This is a genomic window from Nocardia africana NBRC 100379 (genome assembly GCF_001612635.1).
In the GTDB taxonomy this organism is placed as follows: Bacteria; Actinomycetota; Actinomycetes; order Mycobacteriales; family Mycobacteriaceae; genus Nocardia; species Nocardia africana.
The window spans coordinates 119,940-133,472 of the sequence record NZ_BDAV01000008.1 but is presented as its reverse complement, the minus strand read 5'-3'; the positions used below and the strand labels follow the sequence as shown (position 1 = coordinate 133,472).

General features: G+C 66.8%; 12 protein-coding genes. 9 read left to right on the top strand and 3 right to left on the bottom strand.

The window, feature by feature from the left end; genetic code table 11:
- Window positions 1-186: 186 nt before the first annotated feature.
- Entirely contained in the window at window positions 187-1,362 is a 1,176-nt protein-coding gene (locus NA3_RS14585) for a phosphatidylserine decarboxylase (protein WP_227995455.1), read from the bottom strand.
- A 173-nt stretch (window positions 1,363-1,535) separates the two neighbouring features.
- On the opposite strand from NA3_RS14585, the gene NA3_RS14580 reads away from it, so the two are divergent.
- From NA3_RS14580 to NA3_RS14550, 7 genes are all read left to right on the top strand, one after another.
- Entirely contained in the window at window positions 1,536-3,041 is a 1,506-nt protein-coding gene (locus tag NA3_RS14580) for a phytoene desaturase family protein (protein ID WP_062964157.1), read from the top strand.
- 86 nt (window positions 3,042-3,127) lie between these two features.
- Entirely contained in the window at window positions 3,128-6,379 is a 3,252-nt protein-coding gene (gene fdh / locus NA3_RS14575) for a formate dehydrogenase (RefSeq protein ID WP_062964156.1), read from the top strand.
- A 2-nt stretch (window positions 6,380-6,381) separates the two neighbouring features.
- Window positions 6,382-7,287, top strand: coding sequence for a 4Fe-4S dicluster domain-containing protein (locus tag NA3_RS14570; protein WP_084491559.1), 906 nt, complete (start codon window positions 6,382-6,384; stop codon window positions 7,285-7,287).
- Window positions 7,284-8,348: an NrfD/PsrC family molybdoenzyme membrane anchor subunit gene (gene nrfD, locus NA3_RS14565; protein WP_084491558.1), complete on the top strand. Its 1,065-nt coding sequence runs from the start codon at window positions 7,284-7,286 to the stop codon at window positions 8,346-8,348. The genes NA3_RS14570 and nrfD overlap by 4 nt, the downstream gene beginning before the upstream one ends.
- A 42-nt stretch (window positions 8,349-8,390) precedes the next feature.
- Window positions 8,391-8,852, top strand: a complete 462-nt coding sequence (locus NA3_RS14560) for a hypothetical protein (protein WP_062964155.1) — start codon at window positions 8,391-8,393, stop codon at window positions 8,850-8,852.
- 44 nt (window positions 8,853-8,896) lie between these two features.
- Complete coding sequence (locus NA3_RS14555) at window positions 8,897-9,460, top strand: hemerythrin domain-containing protein (RefSeq protein WP_062964154.1); 564 nt, start codon at window positions 8,897-8,899, stop codon at window positions 9,458-9,460.
- Window positions 9,461-9,938: 478 nt separating this feature from the next.
- A complete protein-coding gene (locus NA3_RS14550) occupies window positions 9,939-10,787 on the top strand; it encodes an SDR family NAD(P)-dependent oxidoreductase (protein ID WP_062964153.1) in 849 nt (282 codons plus the stop codon).
- A gap of 133 nt (window positions 10,788-10,920) precedes the next feature.
- On the opposite strand, the gene NA3_RS14545 is transcribed toward NA3_RS14550, so the two are convergent.
- Window positions 10,921-11,244 carry a hypothetical protein gene (locus NA3_RS14545; RefSeq protein ID WP_062964152.1) on the bottom strand — a complete coding sequence of 108 codons (324 nt, stop codon included), beginning with the start codon at window positions 11,242-11,244 and terminating at the stop codon, window positions 10,921-10,923.
- A 262-nt stretch (window positions 11,245-11,506) separates the two neighbouring features.
- Here NA3_RS14545 and NA3_RS14540 point away from each other — a divergent pair, with 262 nt between their 5' ends.
- Window positions 11,507-12,139: a helix-turn-helix domain-containing protein gene (locus NA3_RS14540; protein ID WP_084491557.1), complete on the top strand. Its 633-nt coding sequence runs from the start codon at window positions 11,507-11,509 to the stop codon at window positions 12,137-12,139.
- Window positions 12,118-12,450: a divalent-cation tolerance protein CutA gene (cutA, locus tag NA3_RS14535; protein WP_062964150.1), complete on the top strand. Its 333-nt coding sequence runs from the start codon at window positions 12,118-12,120 to the stop codon at window positions 12,448-12,450. Before NA3_RS14540 ends, cutA begins: the two co-directional genes overlap by 22 nt.
- Window positions 12,451-12,557: 107 nt before the next feature.
- On the opposite strand, the gene NA3_RS14530 is transcribed toward cutA, so the two are convergent.
- Window positions 12,558-13,370, bottom strand: coding sequence for a hypothetical protein (locus NA3_RS14530; RefSeq protein ID WP_062964149.1), 813 nt, complete (start codon window positions 13,368-13,370; stop codon window positions 12,558-12,560).
- Window positions 13,371-13,533 lie beyond the last annotated feature (163 nt).

Here is a 13,533-nt window from a genome sequence, read left to right as displayed (position 1 = left end):
CCTGCGCGCACTCTGAGACCGGATTTCACCCGCTCATGCGAATGCGACTACCGGGCCCTCCCTGCCTGATGCGTTGGCGTGTTCCCTGACGCAGCGCACATGGCAGGCGGGGGCGAGAACAGCCGTAGAGGCGCGCCGACCGCGGTCCTGCTGCGAACACTCAGGACGAACGCGATCTCGGCCGGGTCAGCTGCATCGAGCCACCGGTTCTCCGACCAAATGGGTTTTCTCGGCGGTATCGATGTCGATCGTCACGCCCTGTTGGAACAGCAGGATGATGTCGGACGCTCCGAAAGTGAAGTAGCCGAATTCATCTCCTTTGGCCATGTGCTTTCCCGGGGTGCAGGTGAGGGTAACCGATGAGACGTTCTGCATGCCGACGGCCACGACCGCTACTGTCCCGACGTCACCGCACGGTGATCCGGTGGTGTCGATGATGACCACGCCCCGGGTCTGGAAGAACTCGAAGCCGGTCTCGGCGTTGTCCTGGCCCTTCAAGCCGTGGTCGGACAGCACCACCTGCATGAACGCTTGCCCGTGAGTCACGAACGACTCTGTGACGACACCATCCACCGGTAGGTGGAAGCGGTGATAGGCGTAGGTCGGCAGCATGTAATGGGCGAAGGTTCCGCCGGCGAATGTCGCGGCGAATTCACTTCCGGTGAGCAGCGTTTCGATATTTCCGTACTTGTGCGTGCCTTTGATCGTGGTCGCCGGAATGTTCGAGGCGTCATCGATGTCGTAGCGGTGCTGGAAGATGCAGTCCGCGGGCGAGGTGATCGACCGGTTGTCGCCCGGTTCGGCAACCGGGCGTAGGCCTCCGTTGAGTTCGCGGGCGAAGAATTGGTTGAACGTCATCCAGCCGCTGGGAGCGTTGGGCCTGCCGTCGATCATGGAGTCGCCCACGTGGTATTCGGGAGCGTTGTCGATGAACGATTTCAGGACGTCGGGTCCGAAGGATTCGGGAGTGTCGAGAAAACTGCCCCAGTCGCGGGCGAAGTCGGTAACCCAATTCCGGAAGGTGTCCGAGCCGTAGGCCACGGATGTGTCGCGGCCGTCGGTCTTCTGGTCGATGATCCAGAAGAAGTGGGAAAGCCGGTCGCTGACCTCCTGGGCGTACCGGTGCTGCGGTGCTTGCGAGCGCCATGGGGGCGAGTCGGTCTCCCGCGGCACCCAGCGGGCGAAATCGTCGATGTAGTCGACGTATTCCGCGACCGACTGTGGCCACGGTAGCGCCGCCAGCAACTCGTCGTTCAGCCCGTCCTCGGCTACCTGCCGCGCCTGCACCAATGAGCGCTCCAGGCCGACGGCCAAGTCCGGATCTTCCTCGAGAAGGTCTCTCAGCCGCTGCGCGATCGCCATGTCACTCACATCGAACTCCTTCCGCTCACCTCCCTACCGCTCGACTACCCCCGCACTCTCGTCTACACCTCGCGCATGCACCGGCGGTGGTTCAGCCGGGCCGATCCGATGTTTGAAGTTGCCGCCCCGTGGAATAGGCCTGTGCACGCGGTCTCGACGGAAAGGCGCGCGCCATGGGCTCACCGAGCGACGTCGTCGTCGTGGGATCCGGCCCCAACGGCCTTGCGGCCGCGGTCGTCTGTGCGGCGGCGGGCCTGTCGGTCACGGTGCTCGAGGCCGAGCCGGAGGCCGGCGGCGGATGTCGGACGCAGTGTCTCGATCTGGGGGTTCCTCTGCTGCACGACCTGTGCTCGGCCGTGCATCCGATGGCGGTGGCCTCGCCGTTCTTCGCGCGATTCGATCTCGCGGCGCGCGGTGTCCGGTTCGGGTATCCCGATATTTCTTTCGCCCACCCGCTCGACGGGAGTCCGGCGGCTCTGGCCTACCGCGACCTGTCCCGCACAGTGGCCACCCTCGGCGAGCACAGCGAGCGGGACAGCCGGCTGTACCGGCGGATCATGACACCGCTGGTCGAGGGCGTCGACGCGATCCGCGGCCTGGGATTGTCCGATGTGCGAAGCATCCCCGGCGCGACGCTGCACCCGCGAGGATTCGCCGCCGCCGCCACGATGGGGGCCCGGGCGATGCAGCTCGGCACCCGCGTGTGGGACCGGACCACCGATGCGCGTGCCTGCGGTGCTCTGCTGAGTGGAGTCGGCGCTCACGCCAACACCGGGATCCCGGCGACGGCCGGTGCGGCTACCGCGTTGCTGTTGGGCACGCTCGCGCATTCGCACGGCTGGCCCATCCCGATCGGTGGCAGCCAGGCGATCACCGACGCGCTGCTCGCCGACCTGGCCGCGCGCGGTGCGGAGGTGATCTGCGGTCGGCGCGTGGAGTCCGTCGCGGACCTCCCGCCCGCGCGGGTCTACCTGTTCGACACGAATCCCTGGACGCTGGCCGAGGTGTTCGGTCACCGGCTCAGCGCCCGGTATCGCCGTGCGGTGGGCCGCTTCTCGTCGAACAACGGTGTCGCCAAGGTGGATTTCGTGCTCCGGGAACCGGTGCCCTGGGCCGATTCCCGGGTGGGCCGGGCGGGCACCGTGCACATCGGTGGGACACGCGAACAGATGGCCCGGGCCGAATCGGAGGCGAGCCGCGGCCGCCACAGCCCGTCACCGGTGATGTTGGTGAGTCAGCCGACCGTCGTCGACCCCACCCGTCTCGGCCCCGACGGGCACCGGCCGCTGTGGAGCTACGCGCACGTGCCCAACGGCTCCCCACGCGACATCACCGACACCGCGATCGAACAGATCGAACGTTTCGCCCCCGGTTTCCGCGATGTCGTCGTCGGCTCGCGCTGTATCCCCGCCGCCGAAATGTCTTCGCACAACGCCAATTACGTGGGCGGAGACATCGCCGCCGGGCAGGTGTCGCTGTACCGGATCATGGCGCGGCCGGTTCCGCGGTGGGATCCGTACCGCACCTCGCTGCCCCATGTCTATCTCTGTTCGGCGTCCACGCCGCCCGGGCCCGGTGTGCACGGTATGCCCGGCGTGCACGCCGCCGGAAGGGCCCTGCGCCGGCACTTCGGCATTACCGCCATGCCCGACGTCGGACCGGTCCGGCCACCGCGATGACGCGGGGTTCGCCGGTGCGGCACGTTTGAGCCCCGAGATCGCGGGTAGCACGGCGAGGACTTCGACGACCGAGCCGAGGAGCCGCGGTGGGTATACGTCAGTGGATTACGGAGTGGCCCGTCTACCGGCAACTGACCGGCGACGATCCCCTCGGCAAAGCGGCCGCCGCGCAGTCCGAGCACAGCCGATCGCTGCAGGCCAGAACGACCGACGCCGACCGTGTCGTCACATCGGTGTGCCCGTACTGCGGCGTGGGGTGTTCGCAGCGGGTCTACGTCAAGGACGAGAAGGTCGTTCAGATCGAAGGCAACCCGGACTCCCCGGTCAGCCGCGGGCGACTGTGCCCGAAAGGTGCTGCCAGCCTGCAGTTGACGACCGGGGAGGCCCGTCGGCATCAGGTCCTCTACCGGCCGCCGCATGCCACCGACTGGCAGCCGATCGGTCTCGAGCGGGCCATGGATATGGTGGCGGATCGGGTGATCGCCACGCGGCGCGAGTACTGGCAGGACGAGGTCGACGGCAATCGCACCGCCCGCACCATGGGTATCGCGAGTCTGGGTGGCGCCACGCTCGACAACGAAGAGAACTATCTGATCAAGAAGCTGTTCACCGCGCTCGGCGTCGTGCAGATCGAGAACCAGGCCCGGGTCTGCCACAGCTCGACCGTCGTGGGCCTGGGCACCTCCTTCGGTCGCGGTGGGGCCACGACCTTCCTGCAGGACCTGCAGCACGCCGACTGCGTCATCATCGAGGGATCCAATTTCGCCGAGTGCCATCCGGTCGGCTTCCAGTGGGTGATGGAAGGCAAGGCGCGTGGCGCGGTGGTCATCCACGTCGATCCCCGGTTCACGCGCACCAGCGCGCTGGCGGATCTGCACGTTCCGATCCGCGCGGGCACCGATGTCGCATTCCTGGGCGGGATCATCAATCATGTTCTCTCCCAGGACAAGTACTTCCGGGAATTCGTCGTCAACTACACCAACGCGGCCACGATCGTCGATGAGGAGTTCGGTGACACCGAAGACCTCGACGGGCTGTTCTCCGGGTTCGAACCCGAGGCCCGGCACTACAAGAGCGCCGAGTGGCAATACGAAGGCGTCGACGTGGCCTCGGCGTCGGGGCAGCGTGGTCGCGGATCGGGCGAGCCCGGCAAGGAAGACGACGTGCGTTCCGCCGGACGTCCCGAGCAGCACGGGATGGGCGGCGCGGCCCTCGAGGGCGAGTTCGTGCGCGACGAGACGTTGCAGCATCCCCGCTGCGTCTTCCAGATCCTCAAACGCCACTATGCCCGTTACACACCGGAGATGGTGCACCGCATCTGCGGCATCCCGCCGGAGACCTTCTTCGAAGTCTGCCGGCATTTGACCGAGAACTCGGGCCCTGAACGCACCAGCGAATTCGTCTACGCCGTCGGCTGGACCCAGCACAGCACGGGTAGCCAGTTCATCCGCGCCGCCTGCGTGCTGCAGATGCTGCTGGGCAATATGGGAAGGCCCGGCGGCGGTATCCAGGCCCTGCGCGGGCATGCCAGCATCCAAGGCTCCAGCGATATCCCGACGCTGTTCAACCTGCTGCCCGGCTACATTCCGATGCCGTACGCGATGCCGCGGCAGAGCCGCGCCGACTTCATCGACTCCCATGCCGCCCGCATCGGCTTCTGGGCGAATATGGACGATTATCTGGTCAGCTTGCTCAAGGCGTGGTGGGGTGATGCGGCCACCGAGGACAACGAATTCTGCTTCGACTATCTGCCCCGGCTCACCGGCTCGCACAGCACCTACGACACGGTCTTCGAGCAACTGGAAGGCCGGTGCAAGGGCTATTTCCTGCTGGGGGAGAACCCCGCCGTCGGCTCGGCGAACGCCAAACTGCAGCGGCTGGGCATGTCGAATCTGGATTGGCTTGTGGTGCGCGACTTTTCGCTGATCGAGAGTGCGACCTGGTGGAAGGACGGCCCCGAGGTCGAGACCGGTGAGATCCGTCCGGAAGACAACGGCACCGAGGTGTTCTTCTTTCCCGCCGCCGCGCACACCGAGAAGTCGGGCAGTTTCACCAACACCAACCGCCTGCTGCAGTGGCACGACCAGGCCGTCGAACCCGGCGGCGACGCCCGCAGCGACCTGTGGTTCACCTATCACCTCGGGCGCATCATCCGCGAGAAGCTGGCCGGTTCGATCGACCCGCGAGACCGTCCGATCCTCGACCTCACCTGGGACTACCCCACCTCGGGCGATACCGCGGAACCCGACGCCGACGCCGTGCTGGCCGAGATCAACGGCTTCGACGGACAGGGCAACCCCCTGCAGAGCTACACGCAGTTGCGCAACGACGGCTCGACCACGTGCGGATGCTGGATCTACTGCGGAGTCCGCAAGGACGGCGTGAACCAGGCGGCACGCCGCAAACCACACACCGAGCAGGACTGGGTCGCGCTCGAGTGGGCCTGGGCGTGGCCCGACAACCGGCGAATCATGTACAACCGTTGCTCGGCCGCACCCGACGGATCCCCGTGGAGCGAACGCAAGAAGCTCGTGTGGTGGGATGCCGACCAGCAGAAGTGGACGGGCCTGGACGTGCCGGATTTCCAGGCGACCAAGCCGCCGGACTACCGGCCCGGCGACGACGCCGCGGGTGTGGACGCGTTGTCGGGCATCGACCCGTTCATCATGCAGGCCGACGGTAAGGGGTGGCTGTACGTCCCGGCCGGCCTCGCCGACGGCCCGCTGCCGACCCACTACGAGCCGCAGGACTCACCGGTGCGCAACGAGCTGTACGGTCAGCAGCGCAGTCCGTCCCGAATGATGTTCCCCCATCGGCACAATCGCTACGCGCCCGACGCCGGCGATGCGGGTGCCCGGGTCTATCCCTACGTGGCGACCACCTACCGGCTCACCGAACAGTTCACCGCGGGCGGCATGTCACGCTGGACGCCGTATCTGTCGGAGCTGCAGCCGGAAATGTTCTGCGAGGTCTCACCGGAACTCGCCGGTGAACGCGGCCTGGTCAACGGCGAGTGGGCGACGATCGTCAGCCCGCGCGCGGTGATCGAGGCCCGGGTGCTGGTCACCGATCGGATGACGCCGCTGACGGTGGCCGACCGCACCGTGCACCAGGTCGGCCTGCCGTATCACTGGGGACCCAACGGGCTCAGTACCGGGGATGCCGCCAACGAACTGTCTTCGGTTGTGCTGGACCCGAATTCGCACATCCAGGAGGTCAAGGCGTTCACCGTCGACATCCGGCCAGGACGTCGACCGCGTGGCGCCGAGGCCACCGCGATGGTCGCCGACTATCAGCGGCGAGCAGGAGTCACCGACAAGACCGGCACGGGAGTATGAGCATGGACCTCGAACGAGACCTGACCGCCGACGACCCGCCGCACGGCGGTGGCTACCCGCGACAGCAGCCGCGGATGGGATTCTTCACCGATACCACGGTGTGCATCGGCTGCAAGGCCTGTGAGGTGGCGTGCAAGGAGTGGAACCACGTTCCCGACGACGGCCTGAACTTCACCGGCATGTCCTACGACAACACCGGCGGGCTGGGCGCCGACACCTGGCGCCACGTCGCCTTCGTCGAACAGCGCAAACCGATTGCGGCACAGGCGAACACCTCCGAGGTGGTCGATCTCGGGATGCCGAGTTCCGCGAAACCGGGTGACGGTGACGGGCAGCGTGGCGAATTCCGCTGGCTGATGTCGTCGGATGTGTGCAAACACTGCACGCACGCGGCATGCCTGGATGTCTGCCCGACCGGTGCGCTGTTCCGTACCGAGTTCGGCACGGTCGTGGTGCAGGAGGACATCTGCAACGGGTGCGGATACTGCGTGCCGGCCTGCCCGTACGGCGTCATCGACCAGCGTGAGGACGACGGCCGGGTGTGGAAGTGCACGCTGTGTTACGACCGGCTCGGCGACGGCATGGAGCCTGCCTGTGCCAAAACGTGTCCCACCGACTCCATCCAGTTCGGCGAACTGTCGCAGCTGCGCGAGCGCGCCGAGGAACGTGTCAGGCAGCTCCACGACGCCGGCGTGACGGATGCCCGGCTCTACGGCGAGGACCCCGATGACGGGGTGGGCGGCACCGGGGCGTTCTTCCTGCTGCTCGACAAACCGGAGGTGTACGGCCTGCCGCCGGACCCGATCGTCACCACCCGTGACCTACCGGCCATGTGGCGCAATGTCGGCATCGCGGCGTTGGGCATGCTCGCCGGGCTGTCGGCGACGTTCGTGAAAGGGCGACGATGAGCGAGCACGAGAGGCAGACCGGCATTCCGCAGGATCCTGTCGCGCCCCCTGATCGGACGGCCGTCACCGGAGACGTGGATCGGGCGCCGCGCCGGCGGCGGGGGCGCGGCCGGGGCGAGAAGAAGATGGTGCCCGACGCGCACTTCGAGTCCTATTACGGCAAGCCCATACTCAACAAGCCGACGTGGGAGGCCCGCGATATCGCCGGTTACCTGTTTCTCGGTGGCTTGGCGGGCGGATCCTCGGTGCTGGCGATGGGCGCGGAGCTGACCGGCCGCCGGAGGATGGCCCGCGTCACCAAGGTCAGCGGGCTGGTCGCGATCCTCGCCTCCCTGGTGGCGCTGGTCCACGATCTGGGCCGGCCGGAACGATTCGTCCGGATGCTGCGGGTGTTCAAACCGAGTTCGCCGATGAGCGTCGGTTCCTGGATCCTGGCCACCTACGGTCCGCTGGCGGGAGTCGCCGCGGCCACGGAGATCACCGGATGGTTTCCCCGCGTCGGCAGGGCCGCGACCGTCGGGGCCGGCTTCGTCGGCCCGGCCGTCGCCTCCTACACCGCGGCGCTGATGTCGGACACCGCGGTGCCGACCTGGCACGACGGACATCGCGAGATGCCGTTCGTCTTCGTCGGCTCGGCCGCCGCCGCGGCGGGCGGACTGGCGGTCCTCGCCTCGCCCGCGAACGAGGCGGGCCCCGCGCGCCGCACCCTGATCCTCGGTGCCGCAACGGAATTGGCTGCCGGCGAAGTGATGAGCCGCCGGATGGGGTTGTCGGCGGAGCTGCTGCACCAGGGGAGCGCGGGTCGATGGATGATCGCCGCCAAGGCGTTCTCGGTAGCCGGCATGGTGGCCGGGGGAGTGTGGGGCCGGCGTTCGAGGACTGCCGCGATTCTCGGTGGCGCCGCCGCGATGGCAGGTTCGGCGTGCACCCGGTTCGGGATCTTCCACGCCGGGGTCGCCTCCGCGGAGGATCCGAAGTACACCGTGATCCCGCAGCGAGAGCGGCTCGCGCAGCGTGCGGGTGTTCCCGGCTCGGAAGCCGGCACCCCGAGCCGTGCCTGACGGGCGACGTTTCGACACCCTCGCCGGGGGCACTCGCCGACCATGTTGACCTCGTTGCTGCGTGGCGCCGCGGCCGGTGCAGCGGGTACGGCCGCCCTGAACGCCACCACGTACCTGGACATGCTGCTGCGCGGCCGTGGGCCCAGCAGCACCCCGGAGCAGACGGTGGAAAAGCTCACCAGCCTGGCCCACCTCTCGATACCGGGGGCGAAGCAACAGCGTGACAACAGAATTCAGGCAGCGGGGGCCGCTCTGGGCATCATGACCGGCGTCGGGGTCGGGATGGCCGCCGGCGCGGTCCGCTCGGTCGGCTGGCGACCGTCGACGCCGGTCGGTGCGGTGGCCGCGGGAACGGCGGCGATGGTCGGCGCGGCAGTGCCGATGTCCGTCCTCGGGGTGAGTGATCCGCGCAGGTGGACGACCGCGGACTGGCTCAGCGACGTGGTACCTCACCTGGTCTACGGCGTGGTGACCACCGCGACATTGGAGAGCCAGTTCCGCTGAGGAAACGGAAAAGGCGAGTTCCCGGCAGAAGAGGATGTTGGTAGATGAGTGCGGACGAAGCGGATGTCGTCGACCTCTTGGTGGCGCAGCATCGTCGGATCGAAGATCTTCTCGGCACGTTGCGCGCCGGACCGGACGACAAGCAGAACCTGTTCGAGGAGCTGGTACGGCTGCTGGCGGTGCACGAGACCGCCGAGGAAGAAGTCGTCCATCCGGCCGCTGCGCGCGCGCAGTTCGGCGCGAAGCCGATGGTGGACAACAGGCTGGCGGAGGAGAACCAGGCAAAACACGACCTCGCCGAACTCTACGACCTGGGTGTGGATCATCCGGAATTCGACGCCAAACTCTCGGCGTTTGCCGACGCTGTGCTCGAGCACGCCGAACACGAGGAGAAGGAAGAGTTCGTCCTACTGCGCCAATCGTTTTCGGGAACTCAGCTCACCCACATGGCCAACACGGTCCGGGGCGCCGAAGCCATGGCGCCTACCCGCCCGCATCCGCACGCGGGTGAATCCCGTGCGGCCAATCTCGTGGCCGGACCCCCGTTGGCCGTGTTCGATCGCGCGCGCGACGCACTGCGGAATGTTCGCCGCCCGGACACGCCGTGACGTGGATCGGCGGGTGACGCGCTCGGCTCGTGCGGGAGGCCACCGCGAAATTCGAGTAGCGGTCTACTCGGGTCGGCCGCTGCGTCGGTGCATACGCTGACAGCAACGTAGAAAGTTGAATGTTCGGCGTGGCTGGAACGGATGAAAGTAACGACGTCACCGGCGCGGCTCGAACCGGGGCTCGTCGCCGCAGTGCATCGCGGTGACGGTCGGCGTGAACGGCGACCCGGGTTTCGTGGCGGCGGTGCGGCTCGGCTTATCGCCGCACAGCGTCGCCGGCGCTCCTCCACACCGGTACCGACTGTGGGTCGCACGGGGGTTCCTCGTTCGGCCGGCCGACACGACGCCCCTGGGCGCTGGTGCTCGCAGCGAGTACGGTGTCCGCCGCTACTGTGGGAGGTCGGGAAATCGGTGACTGATACCTGTTGAGGGATGTTCCGGGTAACGTCCACCGAGCGTCCACCGACTGGAGACTCTGGTGACAGATAGCCGATCAGATTCGAACTCGCGACGCACGATCGTCATCACCGGTGCCAGCGACGGCATCGGAGCGGTGACCGCGCGGGCGCTGGCCGCGCCCGACGTCGATCTCGTCATCGTCGGCAGGTCGGCACAGAAACTCGCCGCCGTGACCGCCGACACCGGTGCGACCGCCTTCACGGCCGATTTCGCCGTGCTCGACGACGTGCGCGGTCTCGCCGAGCAGATCCGCGAACACGCCGGCGCGATCGACGTGCTGCTCAACAATGCGGGTGGCCTCTTCGAGCCGCGGCAGCGGACCGTCGACGGGCACGAACCCAACTTCCAGATCAACCACTTGGCCCCGTTTCTGCTGACCAATCTGCTGCACGACGAGCTCGCCGCCCGCGGCGCGCTCGTGCTGAACACCGCGAGCGTCGGCAACCTGTTCGGGCACGTCGACATCTCCGACCTCGACTACCAGCGCCGCCGCGCCTTCGGATGGCGCGCCTACGGGACGAGCAAGTTGATGAACATCATGTTCACCCGCGGTATCGCGCAGCGCTGGTCGTCGGACGGAATCGTCTCCGCCGCAGTGCATCCCGGGCCCGTGGCCTCGAGCTTCGGCCGCGACTCCCGCGCCGTTGGCCTGCTCTATCGCACCCCGCTGCGCCACGTCGGCACCATCACCCCCGCCCGCGGCGCCGAACCCCTGATCGACCTGGCCCGCCGCGGCGCCGACCCGGAAATCAACGGCGTCTACTTCCATCGCCACCGAGCAAAAGGCCCCGAGTCGCCCCAGGCCCACAACCGCCGCCTCATCGACGAACTGTGGTCTGCCTCGGCCGATCTCGTCGGACTGGACTGAGATCGAGCCTCGCCCGGCGCACCGATGACCGCGCGTAGGTCCCTGTCCTTGTCGGCCGAGCGGGGCTTGCGCATAATCGGCGGCCAGTACAACACCGCGTAGTAGACGGCGACCGACAGCAGGCATACGAAGATCAGAAGACCGAGCATCCGAACCCCTTCCGGTGCTTGATTTCTGGCCACTTCGCGAATGACAGGCGCGGCGATACGGTCTCGACGTCCGCCAGCGCCATGACGGCGTTGAGTGTGAGCGCGTCCATGTGCTCGGGCGACGGAGTGAGCACGGCATCGACGTCGGCGTCCCGTACGAGATCCGGCAGTGGCACGAGACTCGCTTCAGGCCACACGAGCGTGTAGCCGAGATGCCGCGCCAGTCTCCTCAGTTGCGCCGCATGCCATTGCGCTGTCTCGCTCACCTCGTCTGCGATCCATGCGAGCGCCGTGGGTTCAGCTCTCATCACTGTCAGCCTCGGCGTCGGTGGTATGCGGCGTGAAGATGCCGAGCATGGCGGTTTTCGTCTCGTTTCCCTCAACACTCATCGACAGGCGCTCCCCGGTTCGAAGGGCTTTCGGTATCGCATCCGGCGCCGGAGAGGCTGGCTCGACCCGGCGCCGGGGCGTACCGCAATGATGCACGCAGTAGGCGGATATGTCTAGTATAGACGTATGAGTCTAGCTATAGAATCGGCGACGTAGACCAACCGACGAGAGGCATTACCAGTGAGCGTGACGGGCGACGTCATCCGGCAACGGAGAAAGGTCCTTGGCTACTCACAGACACAGCTTGCGAAGTTGGTCGGCGCGGACCAGAAGACCGTGTCCCGTTGGGAGACAGGCGAAACCGAACCAGTGGTATCGGACCTCGTCCGGCTCTCCGAGGTGTTGGACGTGTCACTGAACACGCTCGCGGGCAAGACTGCCGCCGGACTGGATTTCTCCGGTGACTGGTGGTATTCGGGCCAGGCGTTCGGCGACGCCGGGGAACGAATCGACACCCTCGAACTGCATATCGAGCAAGACGGATTGTGGCTGCAACTTGCCGGCGCGCGCGCCCGGCCGGTGTCGGAGGGGTCCTACGCGTGGACCGGTGAAATGAAGCTCTACGACTCCGAAGCGTTCATGGGTTGGTATGTCGCTGCGGACGGAAATGTGCGTTCGAAGGGAACGCTGTATTTCGAGCTTCACCCGCACGGTCAGATGATGAGAGGCGGATGGGTCGGTCAGTCGTATGTCGCACCGGTTGTGCAAGGTTGGTGTGCGGTCGCGCGAGAACGGTGGGTCGCGGAGGCCTTGGTCCGTGACATGGCCCGAACTGAGGGACAATTGAAGGCATGGCCGACACTGAAACCGTAGTAGACGTTTCGATCACTGCCGGCGACCCGGAATTTCTCGCCGGGCTGGTCCGCGAGCTAGTGGAAGCCGGATACGTGGCCTGCGGCAATATCGTTCCCGGAATCCGCAGCATCTACCGCTGGGGCGGCGCAGTGCAAGACGACCGGGAGTCGTTGGCCATCCTGCACACTCGGCGATCACGGGTGGATGACATCTTGGCGTTCCTGAAAGACAAGCATCCGGATGAGACACCACAGGTGATAGCCACGGAAGCGGTCCAGACCCATCCGGGTTATCGGGATTGGGTCTTGGACAGCACCCGACCGCGGTAACTGCGGCCGAGGCGAGGCAACTGAGTCCGCATCCGTCGAAGAGGCGGACTTGCCGCGCGGGCGAAGACATCGGATCGCCAGCCCGATGGGCCTGTGGCTTGCCGGGGCTACTTGGTGCGCAGGCAGACGATGAGGGTGGTTCGTAGGTTGTAGTTGCTGTGGGTCTCGGTGTAGTAGGCGTCGGAGTCGGGATATGCGCTGCCGCAGAGGGTCTCGGCGGTTTCGGACTCGGCGGAACCCGGTGCCTGGGGGGATCCCGGAGTCGGTGCGGGGCGCGACAGGGTGCCGAGGACGGTTGCCTGGGCGCGCGGATCGTCGCAAGGCAGGACCTGAACGTTGGCGTTGTCGTCGTCCTGCCCGCCGTTGGGCTGGTGGGTGTTCCAAACACATTGGCCCGCAGTGAAAGTGGTGGCCGGGATCGGTGAGCGGATGGCGCTCGGATCGGTGCCGCTCGGGGAACCGGCGGTCGAGTACGACGATTGCTTCGTGTTCGGATCGGGTCCGGCCGCGGCGATGAGGCCGGCGATTGCGAGGAACGGCAGCAGAATCGCGAGGATCTGCGGCCGGCGATAAAGTGGCTTACCGGGATCCATCGTCTGGTAGGGGCTGCCGGGGTTCGGCGGCGGCAGTCGTCCGATCTCGTAGCGGCAGTACAGATTCCACAAGATGGTGAGCGGGTTGGCGATGAAGGACACGATGCCCCACCAGCCCTGCCACAGACTTTCGCCGGTCATCTGCCGGAAGGCCGCCAGACCGCAGTCGCGGCAGAACGGGCCGGGCGCCTTGCGGAATTGCATGGCGATGAGCAGGCCACGGTGGGCGCGAATGTTCACGGTGGCCGCCGGCGTGGCGCCGCAGTAGTTGCAGTAGACGCCGTTGGCGGTGGAGTGCTCGGCAGACAGCGGTGACACGTCGGTCACGTTCCCCCCAGAAATTTTCGGTTGAGCTCGCAGTGCCGGGGAATTGAATCACATTCGGCGCTCCTCATGCGGATTATCTCCGAACGGGTGCTCGAGCCCGCAGCGTCGGGCCGCGACTCGGTAGTACATTGTCGTCAGATTCCCAGGAGGTTCCGGCTGACCG

Bases quoted from the DNA above. Each gene is read 5' to 3' on its own strand.
- NA3_RS14585 (WP_227995455.1), bottom strand. From the start codon at position 1,362: ATGGCGATCGCGCAGCGGCTGAGAGACCTTCTCGAGGAAGATCCGGAC.
- NA3_RS14570 (WP_084491559.1), top strand. From the start codon at position 6,382: ATGGACCTCGAACGAGACCTGACCGCCGACGACCCGCCGCACGGCGGT.
- NA3_RS14560 (WP_062964155.1), top strand. From the start codon at position 8,391: ATGTTGACCTCGTTGCTGCGTGGCGCCGCGGCCGGTGCAGCGGGTACG.
- cutA (WP_062964150.1), top strand. From the start codon at position 12,118: ATGGCCGACACTGAAACCGTAGTAGACGTTTCGATCACTGCCGGCGAC.
- NA3_RS14545 (WP_062964152.1), bottom strand. From the start codon at position 11,244: ATGAGAGCTGAACCCACGGCGCTCGCATGGATCGCAGACGAGGTGAGC.
- NA3_RS14555 (WP_062964154.1), top strand. From the start codon at position 8,897: ATGAGTGCGGACGAAGCGGATGTCGTCGACCTCTTGGTGGCGCAGCAT.
- nrfD (WP_084491558.1), top strand. From the start codon at position 7,284: ATGAGCGAGCACGAGAGGCAGACCGGCATTCCGCAGGATCCTGTCGCG.
- NA3_RS14580 (WP_062964157.1), top strand. From the start codon at position 1,536: ATGGGCTCACCGAGCGACGTCGTCGTCGTGGGATCCGGCCCCAACGGC.